Source organism: Pseudomonas sp. CFBP 5748, from assembly GCF_053850495.1.
Genome location: NZ_JBSPTN010000001.1, coordinates 279,975 through 297,707, shown reverse-complemented (window position 1 = coordinate 297,707; position 17,733 = coordinate 279,975). Strand labels below are relative to the sequence as shown.

Sequence of the window (17,733 nt, the reverse complement as noted above, 5' to 3'; positions counted from 1 at the left end):
ACTTCCGATCATGACTCAACCAATTGATTCCAATCGATTTTTTATTCTTATGAACTGAATGGCACGACTTTCGCTCTAAATATCCTCAAACACGCCATGTTCGGCGGGGAACGGACGTTGAGACGAGTCTTACGCCTGCCAGGGAAAGCGGACTAAACTCAGATCAGATGTCCTACGGGACTGAAGGACCAGTACGACACGCAGCCCAAAGCCGCATCACCCAGCCCGGCAGGACAGATTAGCTTAGGGGCTAACGCCAAATGAAAACGCCCACCCAGATCAACGCGATTGACTTCGACAGCGCCAAGTTGCAGCGCCTGGGCTTCGGCCAGCCGTCGCCGCTCGTGGCACGCTCGGTCAGCCTTTCGCAATTGCGCCAGCAACTGGGCCAACAATTGCAGACCAGCCTGGAGCCACAACGCATCCTGGGCCTGTTTTTCCGGGAAGTTCAGCGATTGGTGCCCCTGGATGCATTGGCCTATCAGCACAAGCCCAGTGATCTGCGTCTCGAATTCGGTCAGCGCGGACATCACAGCCTCAGCTACACCCTCAGCCATGAAGGCGAACACCTGGGGGAGCTGGTATTCCGCCGCAACCAACGCTTCAGCGAAGCGGAACAGGGCGACCTGGAGTCGGTGCTCTCGACGTTGCTGTACCCGCTGCGCAATGCCCTGCTTTACCGGGCCGCCACCCAGAGCGCCCTGCGCGACCCGCTGACCGGCACGGGTAACCGCATTGCCATGGACCAGACCCTGGTGCGTGAAATCGACATGGCCAGGCGTCACTTGCAACCCTTGTCGCTGCTGATGCTCGACATCGATCATTTCAAGCGCATCAACGACAGCCATGGGCACGGCGTCGGCGACGAGGTGCTTAAATCCGTTGCCGAGTCGATCAAGCATCAACTGCGCAACGTCGACATGGTGTTCAGGTTCGGCGGTGAAGAGTTCCTGATCCTGCTCTCCAACACCAGCCGCGATGCCGCAGCCCTGGTCGGTGAACGACTGCGTTATGCCGCCCAGGTGCAGGATTATTTCGCTGCCGGAACAAGGATTGAACTGACAGTCAGCCTGGGTTGCGCAACCCTGCTGCCGGGGGAATCTGCCGAAAGCCTGCTGCGGCGCGCCGACAGCGCGTTGTACGTGGCCAAGCGCGAAGGACGTAATCGGTTGGCGATGGCGGGCTGAAAACAACCGCGAACTCACTGTGGGAGCGAGCCTGCTCGCGATGACGACCTGCCAATCAACCTCTCCCGTTGACTGCTAGCCTCTTCGCGAGCTGACTCGCTCCCATCTGGGTTTGCTTATTCGAAGCGGATTAAATCAGCTCCCGGCCAGCGCCAGGCGCTCACGGGTGGAAGAAGATTTGCCCACGGACTCCGACTGTTCCAGTTGCATGCAGCGCTCCAGGAACAGGTACATGTAGTCGTAGCTCTTGCACACGGCCTGGCGCAGCTCCATTTGCAGGGCTTTGCTTGGGTTCATGCCTGCCAGGGTGCAGATGATTTCCAGGGCTTCCCAAGGATGGGCGTCGTCGTACTGGGCATGCATCTTCAGCCATTTCATGGCGCGCTTGCGATCTTCCTCGGCGAAAGCCGAGGCGTAGACGCCGGTGGAACACACCAGCGCCGACCACTCTCCAGTCGCACCCTCGATGGCATAGTTGGTCGCGGCGATCGCCACGATCAGCGAATCCGAGGAGCTGGTGTGCCAACACCAATGGCTCAACGCATGGAGCTCGGGCGGCACCTGCTGCGCTTGCAGATCTTCCAGGGTTACGCCATGGGCGGCGCTCCAGTTGACCCAGTAATCGGCATGGTTGAGTTCGACACGGATGTTGCGCATCAGCCAGCGACGCGCCATGTCCTCGCCGGGATGGCGGGCAAAGCGAGTCTTGGTGAGGTTTTGTGCCATGTATAAAGCGAACTGTTCAACGACCGGCCAACCACCAATGAGGTAGTGGCGCATGGTCTTGGCGCTGAGCTTATTGTCACGCATGCGCTGATACAGCTCGTGTTCGACAACCCGGCGTTTGCTCTCGCTGCAATCGGTAATGAGCTGCTGTGCCCATTTCGGATAGCTAATGGCGTCCATGAGCGGGCCTGTTCGGTTGAATGTGTCGATCACTGTCGGGCTCCTTTTGATTGTGATTTTTCCGGATCAACAAGAGGTTCAGCGGAACGTGCCGGGGGCCTTGAACAACAACGGCTGAGGTCGGGCCGGCCTACATTGCAACGTGTCACAGGTAAACAATTGCGGGCGTTCAATCACATACCCTTGAGCGTAATCCACACCAATCTCCAGCAATGCCTGCTCGATCTGGGCGGTCTCAACAAACTCGGCAATTGTGCGCTTACCCATGACGTGGCCGATGTGATTGATCACTTCGACCATTGCACGGTTAATCGGGTCGTCCAGCATATCCTTTACGAAACTCCCATCGATCTTCAGGAAGTCTACAGGTAAATGTTTCAGGTAAGCGAATGAAGACATTCCGGCGCAAAAGTCATCCAACGAGAAATAACAACCCAAGCTCTTGAGTTCATTGATAAAGCGGATCGCGCTACCCAAATTGGAAATGGCGCTGGTTTCGGTAATTTCAAAACAAATCATTTCTGGTGGGATCGAGTAGGCCGCGAACTGTTTACGCAGAAAGTCGAGAAACGCCTGATCTCCGATAGTAGTACCTGACAGATTTATCGCACACATGGCCATGGGCGCCTGTCGCGATTCATTCAGGCACTGACGGATGATCTTGAAGACATTTTCCACCACCCAACGATCCAGGGACGTCATCAGGCCATAGCGTTCTGCCGCAGGAATGAAACTGTCCGGCAGGATCATCCGCCCGGCCTCGTCATGCAGGCGCAACAGGATTTCAATATGCCCACCGCCATGATCGCCTGGGCCCAGCGCGGCGATTTCCTGGGCGTAGAGACAGAAACGGTTTTCCTCCAGGGCCATATGCAAGCGCTGAACCCAGGCCATCTCGCCAAAACGCAGGGACAGCTCCGAGTCGTCAGCGTGATAGACCTGGACCCGGTTACGGCCCTTCTCCTTGGCCATGTAGCAGGCCATATCGGCGGCGCGCAGGGACGCCTCCAGGGTCGTCGGACTCTGGGCGATGTGCACCAGACCAATGCTCACCGTGGTCACGAATGGCCGGCCCTTCCAGACAAAATGCAGGTTCTGCACAGTCTGGCGCAGCCCTTCGGCGATTTTCTCCGCCGCGTCGGGCGAACAATTCTCCAGCAAAATACCGAACTCATCGCCCCCCAGCCGGGCCAGGGTGTCATGTTCCCGCAGGCCCGATTGCAACAGGGCGCAGATATGCCGCAACAACTCGTCACCCGCCGCGTGGCCGCAGGTGTCGTTAACCAACTTGAACTGGTCCAGGTCAAGAAACATCAAGGCATGGCGCCCGACCTGACGAGTAAGGTTGTGCAAAGCCTGCTCGAGGCGATATTCGAACTCCCGACGGTTGGCCAGGCCCGTCAGGGCGTCATGGGTCGCCTGCCACGACAGGTTAGCGATGTATTGGCGCTCCTGGGTCATGTCGTGCAACACCAGTACGGCGCCACTGACTTTGCCTGCATGCCGGATCGGCGCCCCCACCAGGGTGACCGACACCGTGCTGCCATCCAGGCGCTGGATCAGTTTGGAATGTTCGCTGGCGCCACTGAGCCGACCACTGAGAATGTGCTCGATCAGGGTCGGGCCCTCGGTCTGGGCATTGTCGTCGAGCAGATTGAACAGCGCGGCCAGGGGCAATCCCGTCGCGTGTTCGGCTTTCCAGTGGGTCATCGCCTCGGCGGCGGGGTTCATGTAGGCAATGGCGCCTTCAACGTCGGTGGTGATCACCCCATCACCAATGGATTGCAGGGTGATCTGCGCCCGTTCCTTCTCCAGTTGCAGCGCATTGGCAAAAACCTGCCGCTGGGCCAGCAATTTATGGGTACGCAATAACGCCAGGACGATCAACCCCAGCGCCGTGGCGAAGTTGGTCACCAGCAACAGGCGCAAGATAAAACGCGAGCCCTCGCCGAGCGCATCGCTGAACGCCTTGGCGGCCGGGGTAACGGAATCGTTGATCGCTAAAATCTTTGCTTTCCAGCCGCGGATATCGGCCTCCGAAGCCTCGCCCGCGGTGATGCTGCTGTGCATCTGTCGGGCAACGTTATCCAGTTCGATCAGATAACCGTCCCCCACCGTCCATAGATCGATGGCCTCTTCCAAGTAACTGAAGTGACGAAAATTCAGATAGAGCCAGATCAGGCTGGAAACGTCGTCCGGGTGATTGCCGCCCTTGAGGATGCCAACCCTTGCCGCTTCCAGATCCGGCGGCTCGCGATCCAGCGCCACCCGCAGCTCATGGCCGCCCTCGGGTACGGCGATGGCGCGCTGGTACTTGTGGAAAATCGCCCCATCACGGCTGTCAGCATAGAGATTGAGGTAATAAATGGCGTCCTTCTGGCCCTTGGACCAGAGACTTTCCCCCGCCACATAGCCGCGAACCGCAGATAATACGTAAAGGCTGACGCCTCCAAGCAAGGCTTGAAATAACACAACGGCAATAAAGGGCCAGACGATGCCCAGCAGCCGTGGTGATGCGAGAGTCTGCTTTTGCTTCATGAGGTCCCTTGCACAGGCGCTGCCGGATGAACATCCGCGAGAGTACCGCTCCTGACTCCACAGCCTAGGCTAGTTTTCGACCCTTCGAATGACCGGATGAAGGATCGACAGGCTTTGGCTGGAAATTCGCAGGAAGTCGGGACGTTTCCCTGAGTTTTTTCAGATACTAAGCACAGAAAAGCTTAGGAAACTCAAGGCTGCTGTATCTGTTGCAAGTGCCCATAAAGTCGAGCGTACAAGCCACCCTCGGCAATCAGCTGCAAATGATCACCGTCCTCTGCGATTTGACCACCGTCAAATACCAGTACCCGATCGGCTTGTTTCACGGCCGACAACCGGTGGGCGATGATCAGCGTGGTGCGTGCGCTCAGGAACCGCGCCAGGGCCTGGTGGAGGTTGTATTCAGTGGCGGCATCCAGCGCCGAAGTGGCTTCGTCGAGAATCACCACCCGGGGGTCGGCCAATACCATGCGGGCGATGGCCAGCCGCTGACGCTGTCCGCCCGAGAGCCGCACGCCGGAGCGCCCGACAATGCTCTCCAACCCCTGGGGCAACGCCCGCACGGTGACATCGAGCTGGGCAATTTCCAATGCTTGCCAACAGGCCTCGTCGCTGCACTCACGACCCATGGAAAGGTTGGCGCGCACCGTGTCATTGAACAACGCCGGGTGTTGCAGTACCACCGCGACGTTTTCCCGAATGGTTTCCAGGCCGATCTCCTGCTGCGTGGCGCCGCCGAAACGGATACTGCCCGACTGCGGCGTGTAGAGCCCCAATAACAGCTGCACCAGGGTGCTCTTGCCACCGCCGCTGGCTCCGACGATGGCGACCTTTTCGCCAGGCAGAATGGACAGGTTCAACTGATTGAGTACCAGCTCCTCGCCATAACCAAAGCTCAATCCCTGGATGTCGATACCCACGGTGTCGCGCCCCTTGAACGGGTCGACACCGCCGGCGTATTGCGGCTCGTCGGCACGGGCCAGCAATTCGTTGATCCGCGACAGCGCGCCACCGGCGGCATAAAAGGCGTATTGCAGATTGAGCAGTTGCTCCACCGGACCGATCATGAACCACAGGTAACTGAACACCGCCAGCATCTGGCCAATGGACAGGTCGGAAAACAGCACGGTGAGCATCGCCGCGGCACGGAAAATATCGATACCGAACTGGAACAACAAACCACTGGCCCGGTTAGAGGCATCGGTTTTCCACTGTGAACTCACGGCGTAGTCGCGCACCTCCTTGGCACGCGCGCCCAAACGCCCAAGGAAAAAGCCCTGCCGGTTACCGGCACGTACTTCCTGGATAGCGTCCAGGGTTTCAGTCAGGGCCTGGGTAAACCGCGATGTACTGTCGTTCTCCAGCTTCTTGAGGTGCTTGACCCGTTTGCCCAACTGCACCGTGGCGTAGATCACCAGCGGGTTGAACAACAGGATCAGCAGCGCCAGCTCCCAGTGCATCCACAGCAAAATGCCGGCGGTACCCACCAGGGTCAACATCGCCACCAGGAAGCGGCTGAGGGTTTCACCGACGAATTTGTCGAGGGTGTCCAGGTCGGTGACCAGGTGAGCAGCCACGGTGCCACTGCCCAGGCTTTCGTATTCGCCCAGGGAAATGCGCTTGAGACGTTCGATCAAGCGGATGCGAATGCGATAGACGATGTCCTTGGCCAACCTGGCGAACAGTCGCGCCTGCAACACGTTGAACAGCAATGCGCCACAGCGCAGGACCAGGGTCACCAGCAGCATCAGCCCGATATAGCCGGCAGCGCTCTGCCAAGCCGTGGGCAGCGCCTGGTTCATGACCTTCAAAGCCGCGTCGCCGTGGCCCAGCAACACTTCGTCCACCAGCAGCGGCAACAGCAAGGGGATGGGTACGCTGCACAGCGTCGCCAGCACGGCGACGCCGTTGGCGATCCACAGGGCTTTTTTGTGCTTGAGGGCCAGCCTGCGGATTTCTGCCCAGCTCAGCCGATCGATGTGTCGCGTCGCCGGTGCATCATCCGACAGCTCAGGCACAGGCCGCGCGCTCCAGCCAGCGACCCAGCAAGGGAGACAATTGGCTCAGGGGTTGGTAGCCGTTGGTGAGCAAGGCCAGTTGACCGTCACGTTCGGCCAACAGCGTGGGAAACCCGGCGATACCCAAGTCCTGCACCCAGGTGAAATCCGCGGCGGTGGCAGCATGCTGATCGGCGCGGTCGAATGCCGCGGCGAACTCGATGCGTGGCAGCCCGGCCTGTTCGGCCAACTCCACCAGAATGCTGGCGTGAGTCACGTCGCGGCCTTGCACATAAAAAGCCTGCTGGATCAGCTTTACCAGGTTCCAGGCCAGGTCCGGCGCCAGGCTGCGGGCCGTCACCACCGCCCGGCAGGCCGGTTCGGTGTCGTAGACAAAACCGTCCGGCAACGCCCCTTCCAGCTTGAACGGCTGGCCGGTGGCCTGGGTGACGGCCTGCCAGTGTTCCAGGATGTAGCGCCGAGTGGTCGGCTCCAGGGCCGAACCACTGCCGGTGCGCAAACCGCCCACCACCAGGTGCAACTCCACCCCGGCGGCCTGCGCCTGCCCGACCAGCGCCTCGGCCACCGGCGCAAAGCCCCAGCACCAGGAACACATCGGGTCCATCACATAGAGCAGGCGTGGCGCCATGGTTCAAGCCTCGGAAGATGACTGCTTGTAGTTGTAACCGATCGGGTGCGGCATGTTGCGGGCCTTGGCCAGTTCGATCTGCTTTTGCCTGTCAATCGCACTGCGGCGGGTCTTCTCGCTCAGCTTATCCCAGCAATGGGGGCAACTGATGCCCGGCACATAGTGCTCCGAGGCGCGGTCTTCGACGCTGACCGGAGTACGACAGGCGTGGCATTGATCGTAGTCGCCTTCGCTGAGGTCGTGGCGAACAGTCACACGGTTATCGAACACGAAGCAGTCGCCGCGCCATTTGGTTTCTTCCTGAGGCACCTCTTCGAGGTATTTCAGGATGCCGCCCTTGAGGTGATAGACCTCGTCGAAACCCTGGCCGAGCATGTAGCTGGACGCTTTTTCACAGCGAATGCCGCCGGTGCAGAACATCGCGACTTTCTTGTGCCTGGCCGGGTCGAAGTTGGCCTTGATGTACTCAGGGAACTCGCGAAAACTGGTGGTCTTGGGGTCGATCGCGCCTTCAAAGGTGCCGATGGACACTTCGTAATCGTTGCGGGTGTCGATCAACAGCACTTCCGGATCGCTGATCAGGGCGTTCCAGTCCTGCGGCTCGACATAGGTGCCTACCTGCTTGTTCGGGTCCACGCCTTCGACGCCCAGGGTGACGATTTCTTTCTTGAGCTTGACCTTGGTGCGGTAGAACGGCTGGTCATCGCAGTACGACTCTTTGTGGTCGATGTCGATCATGCGCGGATCGTTCTTGAGCCAGGCCAGCAAACCGTCGATGCCTTCACGGGTGCCGGAGACCGTGCCGTTGATGCCTTCTTCGGCGATCAGCAGCGTGCCTTTGATGCCGTTGTCGAGCATGGCCTTGAGCAAGGGCTCACGCAGCTCGACGTAATCTTCAAGGGTGACGAACTTATACAGTGCCGCCACGACAATGGGTTGTGTCATGGGTATTTCTCCAGGTGGCTACCCTCGTAAAGGGTGAACCGGATGCGAAAAAAAACGCGCCGGGTGAGCGGCGCGTTGCGGATTCTAGCAAATACACTGTGGCTTTAGGAGCAGCACGCTCCGTGGCCGGATCAACTGTGGCGAGGGAGCTTGCTCCCGCTCGGCGGCGAAGCCGGCGTCTGGATCAGTACCAGGGGGACCGCTTCGCGGTCCAGCGGGAGCAAGCTCCCTCGCCACAAAAGCGTCCTTGCCACAAACAGCGCTCATCTCAAATCAGTGCTTGCTGCCACCGGCACAGGTCGGCGAAGCCGGGGCTGCGTCGATCTGTGCCCATTCTTCGGGGGTGTAGGTGTGCAGCGCCAACGCATGGAATTCGCCCATCAGCTCGCCCAGCGTGCCGTAGACCTTCTGGTGACGCTTGACGCGATTGAGCCCCTCGAACTGCTGGCTGACCACCACGGCCTTGAAGTGGGTCTGCAGCCCACGGCTGTGCATGTGGCTTTCATCCAGCACTTGCAGGTGCTCGGGTTGCAAGAGCCCGAGGGTCGATTCGATACGTTGTTGCATGCTCATACCTGGCTCCGCTTACGGCTTTTTCTTGGCAGGGGCCGCGGCTTTTGGCTCAAGCTCGGCCGTCATGTCGGCCAGCAGCTTGTTGACCACCGGTACCGCGCTTTCAAGCTTGGCCTGGGTCAGCTGGGCCGATTGCTGGGTCAGCTGCGGCATTTTCTCCAGGACTTTCTTGCCCAGTGGCGACTGGTAGAAGGCCACCAGGTCCTTGAGCTCAGACTCGCTGAAGTTGCTGGTATAGAGCTTGACCATGTCCGGCTTGAGCTTGTTCCAGCCGATGGCCTGGTCCAGCGCGGCATTGGCCTTGGCCTGGTAGGTTTCCAGGGTGGCTTTTTTCGACTCCGGGGCCTTGGTCTGTTCAAAGCGCTGGGCGAACATCTGCTGCACTTGCATGTACACCGGGGTACCCAGCTTGTCAGCGTGGGCCAGGGTCAGGAACGCTTCGGCACTGGCGTTGTGGCTGGCGGTATCGGCGAAAACAGGGCCGCTGGCACACACCAGAGCAACTGCGGTACAGATGGCACGAAGACGGGTCATCGAGTTTCCTTTCATAGCTGGCGAGGTAAAACCCCAAGGGCGACCATTCTGCGCCTAAAAAACGCCGCGCCTCAACCCCGAAGCTTGCCGGGTCCGATTGACGGACCGGACCGGCCGCCCCTAGATTGAGGGAACTGGTGCCGCCCATCAGGGCCTAAACTGCGCATTCAGCCCTACAGGAGTTTGACCCGATGAGCCGTATCGAAACCGACAGCCTTGGCCAGGTTGAAGTCCCGGATGACGCCTACTGGGGTGCCCAGACGCAGCGCTCCATGATCAACTTTGCCATCGGCAACGAACGCATGCCGCTGTCGGTGCTGCACGCCCTGGCGCTGATCAAGAAAGCCGCCGCGCGAGTCAATGACCGCAATGGCGACCTGCCCGCCGACATCGCCCGCCTGATCGAACAGGCCGCCGACGAAGTGCTCGACGGCCAGCACGACGACCAGTTCCCGTTGGTGGTCTGGCAGACCGGCAGCGGAACCCAGAGCAACATGAACGTCAATGAGGTGATCGCCGGACGCGCCAATGAACTGGCAGGCAACCCGCGCGGTGGCAAGAGCCCGGTGCACCCCAACGACCACGTCAACCGCTCCCAGAGCTCCAACGACTGTTTTCCGACCGCCATGCACATCGCCGCCGTCCAGGCCGTCCAGCAGCAATTGCTGCCGGCCATCGGCGAGTTGTCCGGCGGGCTGGCGGAACTGGCGGCGCGCCACATGAAGTTGGTCAAGACCGGCCGCACCCACATGATGGATGCCACGCCGATCACGTTTGGCCAGGAACTGTCGGCCTTCATTGCCCAACTCGATTATGCCGAACGGGCGATCCGCGCCGCGCTGCCGGCGGTCTGCGAGCTGGCCCAGGGCGGCACGGCGGTGGGCACCGGGCTCAATTCGCCCCATGGTTTTGGCGAAGCCATCGCCGCTGAACTGGCGGCACTTTCCGGCCTGCCGTTCGTTACCGCACCGAACAAGTTCGCCGCGTTGGCCGGCCATGAGCCCCTGACCGCCCTGTCCGGCGCGCTGAAAACCCTCGCCGTGACCCTGATGAAAATCGCCAACGACCTGCGCCTGCTGGGCTCCGGGCCACGGGCCGGGTTCGCCGAGGTGAAATTGCCGGCCAATGAACCGGGCAGTTCGATCATGCCCGGCAAGGTCAACCCGACCCAGTGCGAAGCCCTGTCGATGCTGGCTTGCCAGGTCATGGGCAACGACGTGACCATCGGTTTCGCCGCCAGCCAGGGCCATTTGCAGTTGAATGTGTTCAAACCGGTGATCATCCACAACCTGCTGCAATCGATCCGCCTGCTGGCCGATGGCTGCAGCAACTTCCAGCAGCACTGCGTCGCCGGGCTCGAGCCGGACGCCAAGCAGATGGCCGCGCACCTGGAGCGCGGGTTGATGCTGGTGACCGCGCTGAACCCGCACATCGGCTACGACAAGTCCGCCGAAATCGCCAAGAAAGCCTACGGCGAAGGGCTGACCCTGCGTGAAGCGGCGCTGCAACTGGGGTATCTGACCGATGAAGAGTTCGATGCCTGGGTAAGGCCGGAGAATATGCTGGAGGCTGGTAGCCAGGGCTGAGTCTTGTATGGACTGAGCATCAGCCATCGCGAGCTTGCTCGCGATAGGGCCGGTCGACTCGACATCTTCATCGACTGCCAGGCCGCCATCGCGAGCAAGCTCGCTCCCACAGTAGCTTTGTGTCAGGCACTCGCTCTGTGTTGTTAACGCCCTACCGCCATCCGCTCACGCCGGGCCCTGAGCCCGGCCATCAGCGACGGCCCCAGCGCCACCAGCGCCGATCCCAGCACCACCAGCACCGCCCCGCCATACCCCAGCAGATTGATCTGCTCGGCATGTACATAGTCTGGCCACCACCAGGCGGCCAGCGCCACTGCGGCGAAGGTCACCAGCGGTGTGATCGCCAAGGTCGCGCTGACTCGCGAGGCTTCCCAATGGGCCAAGGCCTCGGCAAACGCACCGTAGGCAATCAGGGTGTTGAGGCAGCAGGCAAGTAATAGCCAGCCTTGCAAAGGGCTCAATTGCAGTGCCTCCAACGGGTGCACCCAAGGCGTGAGCAGCAACGCACAGAACAGGTAGATCACCATCATCACCTGCAACGAATTCCACACCGTCAACAGTTGCTTCTGGCCCAAGGCATAGAAGGTCCAGACCGTCGAAGCCAGCAAGACCATCAAGACCCCGGCGGTGTAGTCACTCAGGGAGGTCAGCAACTCGCCCAGACGCTGGTTGAAAAACAGCGTGAAGCCGATCAACAGCACCGCCAGGCCAATGCCCTGCCCTACGCTGAACCGCTCCTTGAACACAAACAGGCTGGCAACCAGCAACATGATCGGCCCCATCTGCACCACCAACTGTGCCGTGCCGGGGCTCAAGCGGTTCAGGCCCATCAGGTACAACACGTAGTTGCCCACCAACCCGAGTACCGCCATCGCCACCAGCCAGCCGCCACGGGGGCCAAGCACCTTGCGACTGGGCAGGCGCCGGGTAGCCGCCAGGTAGATGAACAGCAAGCCGCCGGACACCAGCAGGCGAAACCAGGTCACGGTGACCGGGTCCATCACTTGCAGCACTTGCTTGAGCTTGATCGGCAGGATGCCCCACAGCAGGGCGGTCAACAGGGCGAGGAACAGGCCATAGACCCAGCGACCGGACGAAATGTGCATGCGACCCTCAAAGCTCAAGACATGAACGGCCATTCTAGGCGTCTATCGCTGCACGACACAGGGACAGTTGGGCATGGGGCGCCCATGAGATTGTATGGGTCGCTGCCGTCGATCGGCTCGCCGGGCGCAAATCAGGGACAACACATATGCTCAATTTTGAGACAACCTCGCCGCCCTTTTTGGAGACCCGCCATGCTTGGCAAACGCGCCCAGGATCCCGCCCCCACGACGATTTTTCGCAGCGACCGGATCTGCCGGGTCAACGGTGAGTTTTATTTCAATACCCGCGAAGGCACCCAGGAAGGTCCGTTCGCCAGCCGCGAGGCTGCAGAACGGGAGATAGAAGCGTATGTCGGGCGGATGCGACAGCTGACTCAGGTTGCCAGCTGAATGCGGTTCATCGGTAGCCCCTGTAGCGAGGGATTACCTGTGGCGAGGGAGCTTGCTCCCTCGCCACAAAAGCCTCTGACGCCATAAGCGTCATACAACCAACGCAGTCGCGCTTATCTCACCGCCTCGAACAACCCCGTCGCCCCCATCCCGCCGCCCACGCACATTGTCACGATGCCGTAGCGCAGGTTGCGCCGTTGCAGCTCGCGCACCAGATGCCCCACTTGCCGCGAGCCGGTCATGCCGAACGGGTGGCCGATGGAGATCGAACCGCCGTTGACGTTATATTTTTCGGGATCGATTTCCAGCCGGTTGCGACTGTACAGGCACTGGGAAGCGAAAGCCTCGTTGAGCTCCCACAAGTCGATATCAGCCACCTGCAAGCCCTTGGCCTTGAGCAGCTTGGGCACCGAAAACACCGGGCCGATGCCCATCTCGTCCGGCTCGCAACCGGCCACGGTAAACCCGCGGAAAAACGCCTTGGGCTTGAGCCCCAGCGCCAGGGCTTTTTCCAGGCTCATCACCAAGGTCATCGAGGCGCCGTCGGACAACTGTGATGAATTGCCCGCTGTCACCGAACCGTCTTCGGCGAACACCGGCTTGAGGCCGGCCAGGCTTTCATAAGTAGTGTCAGGGCGGTTGCAGTCGTCGCGATCAACCACACCATCGAGCATCTGCACCGCACCGCTGTTCTTGTCCTCGACCTTGTACTTGACCGCCATCGGCACGATTTCGTCGTCAAACAACCCGGCCGCCTGGGCCTGGGCGGTGCGCTGCTGGCTCTGCAAGGCGTAACGGTCCTGCTCCTCGCGGCTGACCTGATAGCGACGAGCAACGATCTCGGCGGTCTGGCCCATGGGGAAATAGATCCCGGGCACTTGCTCCTTGAGCAGCGGATTGATCAGGTTGTCAGTGTTGACGCTTTTCATCGTCAGGCTGATGGACTCCACGCCTCCGGCGACGATGATGTCGCTGCAACCGGAGGCGATCTGGTTGGCCGCGATGGCGATGGCTTGCAGACCCGAGGAACAGAAGCGGTTGAGGGTCATGCCGGCGGTGCCGATGCCCAACTGCGAGAGCACCGCCACGTTACGACCGATGTTGTAGCCCTGGGCGCCTTCATTGGAGCCGGCGCCGACGATACAGTCCTCGACGCTCGCCGGGTTGATGTCATTGCGTGCCAGCAAGGCGTTGACGCAGTGAGCCGCCATGTCGTCCGGACGGGTCATGTTGAACTTGCCGCGAAAAGACTTGGCCAGGCCGGTCCGTACGCTGTCGACGATCACCACTTCACGCATGGCTGTACCTCATTGTTGTAGTCGGTTAGGTGTGAATCGAGCATAGATCCACTGCATAAGCGACTGCGACAATCATTCACCCCGCGTATGCAACCCCATCGCCTACTTCTTGCTCTTCTTTTTGCGCGCCTGTTTCTCGGTACGCTCGAACGCAGCCTCCAACGCATCATTGAGGGTGCGCAATACCTTGACCCGCGCCCAGCGTTTGTCGTTGGCCTCCACCAGGGTCCAGGGAGAAATCTCGGTGCTGGTGCGGTCCACCATGTCGCACACCGCTGCCCGGTAAGCGTCCCACTTGTCCCGGTTACGCCAGTCATCCTCGGTGATCTTGAAACGCTTGAACGGGATATCCTCGCGCTCCTGAAAACGCTCCAGCTGGGTCTCCTTGTCGATGGCCAGCCAGAACTTGACCACCACCACGCCGGCATCGGCTATCTGCTCCTCGAAATCGTTGATCTCGCCGTAAGCCCGTAGCCAATCAGCCCGGCTGCAAAACCCCTCGACCCGCTCCACCAGCACCCGGCCATACCAGGAACGGTCGAACACAGTGAACTTGCCCCGTGCCGGAATATGCCGCCAGAACCGCCACATGTAGGGGTGGGCGCGCTCTTCTTCGGTGGGCGCGGCAATCGGTATGATGCTGTATTGGCGCGGATCGAGCGCCGCCGCGACCCGCCGGATCGCCCCGCCCTTGCCCGCCGCATCGTTGCCTTCGAACACCGCCACCAGGGCATGCTGACGCATGCGTTTGTCCCGCAGCAGGCCGGAAAACCGCGCCTGCTCGGTGATCAGTTGCTCTTCGTAATCGGCCTTGTCCAGGCGCAGGGTCATGTCCAGGCTGTCTAACAGCGTGATTTGGCTGTCCAGCGCAGGCAGCGGCGCCACGTTGACCTTTTCCGCCTTGATCTTCGATCGGCCCAAGGCCTGGCGCAACCCTTCGAGCAAGATCCGCCCGACCGTGAGGCTGCGATAACAGGAATCCATGCCTTCGATCACATGCCACGGCGCGTAATCGCGGCTGGTACGGCGCAGCACTCGCTCGCCGTATTTGACGAACTTGTCATAGGTCTGGGACTGTTGCCAATCCAGCGGGCTGATGCGCCAGCTGTGCAGCGGATCGTCCTTGAGCCCCTTGAGTCGGGCTTTCATCTGCTTCTTGGACAGATGGAACCAGAACTTGAAGATCAGCGCGCCTTCGTCGCAAAGCATTTTTTCCAGGCGCTCGGCGGCGTTGATCGCCTGGTCGAGCCGGGGGTCCTTGATCTGGTCATGGACCCTCGCCTGCAACATCTGGCTGTACCAGTTCCCGAAAAAAATCCCCATGCGCCCCTTCGCTGGCAGCATCCGCCAATAACGCCAGACGGGGGGCCGCGCCAGCTCCTCGTCGGTCTGCTGGTCGAAGGTGCGCACTTCGATCAGCCGCGGGTCCATCCACTCGTTGAGCAACTTCACCGTCTCGCCCTTGCCCGCGCCTTCGATGCCATTGATCAGCACAATGACCGGGAACCGACCTTGCTGCTGCAACTCGAATTGAGCCTCAAGCAACGCTTCACGCAAGGCCGGCACTTCGGCCTCAAAGGTGTCTTTATCGATGGCGTGGCCGATTTCAGCGGATTCGAACATGGACAGCTCCTTCCAGGGATTGGGGCAAGACTAGCGGATTGGACGCGACCCTGGGCAGCAGATTCCATCCAGACGCACGCTCCATTGCGATGGGTCAAGCAAGCCGATACCAATGGGCTAGAATGCCCTCCCAGTTTTCACCGAGCCTGCCATGACACCCATTCAGCACCACGCCCAACTCGACTGGGATGACCAGGGTCGCCCGCGTTCGCGGGTGTTCAACGACGTGTATTTTTCCGATCAATCGGGCCTGGAAGAAACTCGTTATGTGTTCCTTGAGCAGAACAACCTGGCCGAGCGCTTTGCCGCGCTACCGGATGACGGGCGGCTGGTCATCGGTGAAACCGGATTTGGCACCGGGTTGAATTTTCTCTGCGCCTGGCAGTTGTTCGAACAGTGCGCTCCGGTTGGGGCGCGGCTGCATTTTGTCAGTGTCGAGAAATACCCCTTGAGCCCGCAGGATCTGCGCCGGGCACTGGCGCTGTGGCCGCTACTCAAGCTGCAGGCGGATCAATTGCTTGAGCAGTACGTGGCGATCCACCAGGGGTTCCAGCGTCTGACTTTGGCAGGTGGGCGAGTGACGCTGACCTTGTTGATCGGCGATGCCCTGGCGCAGTTGCCGCAACTGGACGCGCAGATCGACGCCTGGTTCCTGGACGGTTTCGCGCCAGCGAAGAACCCCGAGATGTGGACCGCCGAACTGTTCGCTGAATTGGCGCGGCTGGCGGCACCCGGCGCGACCATCAGCACCTTCACCAGCACCGGTTGGGTGCGGCGACTGCTGAACGCGGCGGGCTTCAAGATGAAGCGCACGCCTGGTATCGGGCACAAATGGGAAATCCTGCGCGGCGTGTTTCTCGGCTGGCCGGACCTGCTTCCCGTGCCGGCCCCGGCAAAACCTTGGTACGCCCGCCCCACGGCGCTGACTGGCGAGCGCCGGGCGCTGGTGATCGGCGGCGGCCTGGCCGGCTGTGCCAGCGCCGCGAGCCTCGCGGCCCGTGGCTGGCAAGTGACGCTGCTGGAGCGTCACGCCGGATTGGCCGAGGAAGCGTCCGGCAACCCGCAGGGCGTGCTGTACCTCAAGCTTTCCGCCCACGGTACGGCGTTGTCACAAATGATCCTCAGCGGTTTCGGCTACACCCGGCGCATGCTGGAGCATCTGCAACGCGGCGTAGACTGGGACGCTTGCGGGGTCTTGCAACTGGCCTTCAACCCCAAGGAAGCCGAGCGCCAGGCGCAACTGGCCGCGGCGTTTCCAGAAGACTTGCTGCATTCACTCGATCAGCCACACGCCGAGGCACGCTCCGGCATCGGCCTGGCGTGTGGCGGCTTGTTTTATCCCGAAGGTGGCTGGGTGCATCCGCCAGCGTTGTGTCGCTGGCAGGCCTCGGGGCCGATGATTGACGTGCAGCCCCATCATGAAGTGTTGCAATTGCGCCGCGTCGACGGCCAATGGCAGGCCTGGGACGGCGAACGTTGCCTGGCCAGCGCGCCGGTAGTGATCCTCGCCAGCGCCGCCGAGATCAAGCGCTTCGAACCCGCCGCCGATTTGCCTCTCAAGCGCATTCGCGGGCAAATCACTCGTCTGCCACAGACCGCCCGCAGCCAGAGCCTGCGCACCGTGGTCTGCGCCGAAGGCTACGTGGCCCCGGTACGGCTGGGCGAGCACACCTTGGGCGCCAGTTTCGACTTCAAGAGCGACGACCTGACCCCTACCGCGGCGGAGCACGCCGGCAATCTGCAGATGCTGGAAGAAATTTCCCTGGATCTGGTGGAGCGCCTGGATGCCAGCGCCCTGGATCCGCAACACTTGGAAGGCCGTGCGGCGTTCCGTTGCACCAGCCCTGACTACCTGCCAATCGTCGGCCCGTTGGCTGACCGCCAGGCATTCAGCGAAGCGTATTCGACCCTGAGCAAGGACGCCCGGCAGGTGCCAGACACTCCCTGCCCGTGGCTCGACGGTCTGTACATCAACAGCGGCCATGGCTCACGGGGGCTGATCAGCGCGCCGCTGTCGGGTGAGCTGATCGCCGCCTGGCTGGACAACGAACCCCTGCCGCTGCCCCGAAGCGTGGCCGAGGCCTGCCATCCGAATCGGTTTGCGTTGCGGGCGTTGGTTCGGGGCAAGGCCTAGCGCAGATCGCTGGCCCACCAAAAAAACCTGGGGGAGCGAGCTTGCTCGCGATAGCGGTGGGTCAGTCAAGTTAGATGTCGACTGACACTCCGTCTTCGCGAGCAAGCCCGCTCCCACGTTAGTTCCGGTCTCCTATGGATACGCAGCAGACCCAGCGCCCCCACCCATCGGCTTATAACGCATCGATCTAAAACTCACAGCAATCCCCCCGGTCAGTTTCAGGGTACCCGCCATGTCGGCGCGTGCTGCTTGACCCCTCCCCAACGG

14 protein-coding genes are annotated in these 17,733 nt (G+C 61.0%); 4 read left to right on the top strand and 10 right to left on the bottom strand.

What is annotated here, in order from left to right:
* Positions 1 to 260 precede the first annotated feature (260 nt).
* Positions 261 to 1,187 carry a GGDEF domain-containing protein gene (locus ACWNZ1_RS01430; protein WP_135844347.1) on the top strand — a complete coding sequence of 309 codons (927 nt, stop codon included), beginning with the start codon at positions 261 to 263 and terminating at the stop codon, positions 1,185 to 1,187.
* Between the two features lie 135 nt (positions 1,188 to 1,322).
* Here the strand turns inward: ACWNZ1_RS01430 and ACWNZ1_RS01425 are convergent, their stop codons facing one another.
* The 7 genes from ACWNZ1_RS01425 to ACWNZ1_RS01395 all read right to left on the bottom strand — a co-directional run bounded on the left by ACWNZ1_RS01425 (position 1,323) and on the right by ACWNZ1_RS01395 (position 9,329).
* Positions 1,323 to 2,093 (bottom strand): TenA family transcriptional regulator, encoded by a 771-nt coding sequence (locus ACWNZ1_RS01425; protein ID WP_406550128.1) that lies wholly within the window; start codon positions 2,091 to 2,093, stop codon positions 1,323 to 1,325.
* Positions 2,094 to 2,171: 78 nt separating this feature from the next.
* Positions 2,172 to 4,631 carry an EAL domain-containing protein gene (locus ACWNZ1_RS01420; protein WP_135844345.1) on the bottom strand — a complete coding sequence of 820 codons (2,460 nt, stop codon included), beginning with the start codon at positions 4,629 to 4,631 and terminating at the stop codon, positions 2,172 to 2,174.
* Between the two features lie 191 nt (positions 4,632 to 4,822).
* On the bottom strand, positions 4,823 to 6,610 hold the full coding sequence (locus ACWNZ1_RS01415; RefSeq protein ID WP_420825047.1) for an ABC transporter ATP-binding protein: 1,788 nt from the start codon (positions 6,608 to 6,610) through the stop codon (positions 4,823 to 4,825).
* Positions 6,611 to 6,641: 31 nt separating this feature from the next.
* Complete coding sequence (locus ACWNZ1_RS01410; RefSeq protein WP_135844343.1) at positions 6,642 to 7,277, bottom strand: DsbA family protein; 636 nt, start codon at positions 7,275 to 7,277, stop codon at positions 6,642 to 6,644.
* A 3-nt stretch (positions 7,278 to 7,280) separates the two neighbouring features.
* A complete protein-coding gene (gene trhO / locus ACWNZ1_RS01405; protein WP_135844342.1) occupies positions 7,281 to 8,222 on the bottom strand; it encodes an oxygen-dependent tRNA uridine(34) hydroxylase TrhO in 942 nt (313 codons plus the stop codon).
* Between the two features lie 273 nt (positions 8,223 to 8,495).
* Entirely contained in the window at positions 8,496 to 8,795 is a 300-nt protein-coding gene (locus ACWNZ1_RS01400; protein WP_014337210.1) for a BolA family protein, read from the bottom strand.
* A gap of 12 nt (positions 8,796 to 8,807) precedes the next feature.
* The gene (locus tag ACWNZ1_RS01395) at positions 8,808 to 9,329 is read right to left on the bottom strand and encodes a DUF2059 domain-containing protein (protein WP_042732949.1); all 522 of its coding nucleotides are present in this window, start codon (positions 9,327 to 9,329) and stop codon (positions 8,808 to 8,810) included.
* A gap of 191 nt (positions 9,330 to 9,520) precedes the next feature.
* On the opposite strand from ACWNZ1_RS01395, the gene ACWNZ1_RS01390 reads away from it, so the two are divergent.
* On the top strand, positions 9,521 to 10,915 hold the full coding sequence (locus tag ACWNZ1_RS01390; RefSeq protein WP_280944781.1) for a class II fumarate hydratase: 1,395 nt from the start codon (positions 9,521 to 9,523) through the stop codon (positions 10,913 to 10,915).
* A gap of 143 nt (positions 10,916 to 11,058) precedes the next feature.
* Here the strand turns inward: ACWNZ1_RS01390 and ACWNZ1_RS01385 are convergent, their stop codons facing one another.
* A complete protein-coding gene (locus tag ACWNZ1_RS01385; protein ID WP_135844340.1) occupies positions 11,059 to 12,021 on the bottom strand; it encodes a DMT family transporter in 963 nt (320 codons plus the stop codon).
* 192 nt (positions 12,022 to 12,213) lie between these two features.
* On the opposite strand from ACWNZ1_RS01385, the gene ACWNZ1_RS01380 reads away from it, so the two are divergent.
* Entirely contained in the window at positions 12,214 to 12,411 is a 198-nt protein-coding gene (locus ACWNZ1_RS01380) for a DUF6316 family protein (RefSeq protein ID WP_135844339.1), read from the top strand.
* A 113-nt stretch (positions 12,412 to 12,524) separates the two neighbouring features.
* On the opposite strand, the gene ACWNZ1_RS01375 is transcribed toward ACWNZ1_RS01380, so the two are convergent.
* Positions 12,525 to 13,709: a thiolase family protein gene (locus ACWNZ1_RS01375; protein ID WP_256452376.1), complete on the bottom strand. Its 1,185-nt coding sequence runs from the start codon at positions 13,707 to 13,709 to the stop codon at positions 12,525 to 12,527.
* Between the two features lie 102 nt (positions 13,710 to 13,811).
* Positions 13,812 to 15,332 carry a polyphosphate:AMP phosphotransferase gene (pap, locus tag ACWNZ1_RS01370; protein ID WP_135844337.1) on the bottom strand — a complete coding sequence of 507 codons (1,521 nt, stop codon included), beginning with the start codon at positions 15,330 to 15,332 and terminating at the stop codon, positions 13,812 to 13,814.
* 151 nt (positions 15,333 to 15,483) lie between these two features.
* Between pap and mnmC the strand changes: the two genes are divergently transcribed.
* A complete protein-coding gene (gene mnmC, locus ACWNZ1_RS01365) occupies positions 15,484 to 17,466 on the top strand; it encodes a bifunctional tRNA (5-methylaminomethyl-2-thiouridine)(34)-methyltransferase MnmD/FAD-dependent 5-carboxymethylaminomethyl-2-thiouridine(34) oxidoreductase MnmC (protein ID WP_256452375.1) in 1,983 nt (660 codons plus the stop codon).
* Positions 17,467 to 17,733: the final 267 nt, after the last annotated feature.

Coding starts and splice junctions, on each gene's coding strand:
- mnmC (WP_256452375.1), top strand. CDS start 15,484: ATGACACCCATTCAGCACCACGCCCAACTCGACTGGGATGACCAGGGT.
- ACWNZ1_RS01410 (WP_135844343.1), bottom strand. CDS start 7,277: ATGGCGCCACGCCTGCTCTATGTGATGGACCCGATGTGTTCCTGGTGC.
- ACWNZ1_RS01395 (WP_042732949.1), bottom strand. CDS start 9,329: ATGACCCGTCTTCGTGCCATCTGTACCGCAGTTGCTCTGGTGTGTGCC.
- ACWNZ1_RS01425 (WP_406550128.1), bottom strand. CDS start 2,093: ATGGACGCCATTAGCTATCCGAAATGGGCACAGCAGCTCATTACCGAT.
- pap (WP_135844337.1), bottom strand. CDS start 15,332: ATGTTCGAATCCGCTGAAATCGGCCACGCCATCGATAAAGACACCTTT.
- ACWNZ1_RS01430 (WP_135844347.1), top strand. CDS start 261: ATGAAAACGCCCACCCAGATCAACGCGATTGACTTCGACAGCGCCAAG.
- ACWNZ1_RS01400 (WP_014337210.1), bottom strand. CDS start 8,795: ATGAGCATGCAACAACGTATCGAATCGACCCTCGGGCTCTTGCAACCC.
- ACWNZ1_RS01420 (WP_135844345.1), bottom strand. CDS start 4,631: ATGAAGCAAAAGCAGACTCTCGCATCACCACGGCTGCTGGGCATCGTC.
- ACWNZ1_RS01385 (WP_135844340.1), bottom strand. CDS start 12,021: ATGCACATTTCGTCCGGTCGCTGGGTCTATGGCCTGTTCCTCGCCCTG.
- ACWNZ1_RS01390 (WP_280944781.1), top strand. CDS start 9,521: ATGAGCCGTATCGAAACCGACAGCCTTGGCCAGGTTGAAGTCCCGGAT.
- ACWNZ1_RS01380 (WP_135844339.1), top strand. CDS start 12,214: ATGCTTGGCAAACGCGCCCAGGATCCCGCCCCCACGACGATTTTTCGC.
- ACWNZ1_RS01375 (WP_256452376.1), bottom strand. CDS start 13,709: ATGCGTGAAGTGGTGATCGTCGACAGCGTACGGACCGGCCTGGCCAAG.
- trhO (WP_135844342.1), bottom strand. CDS start 8,222: ATGACACAACCCATTGTCGTGGCGGCACTGTATAAGTTCGTCACCCTT.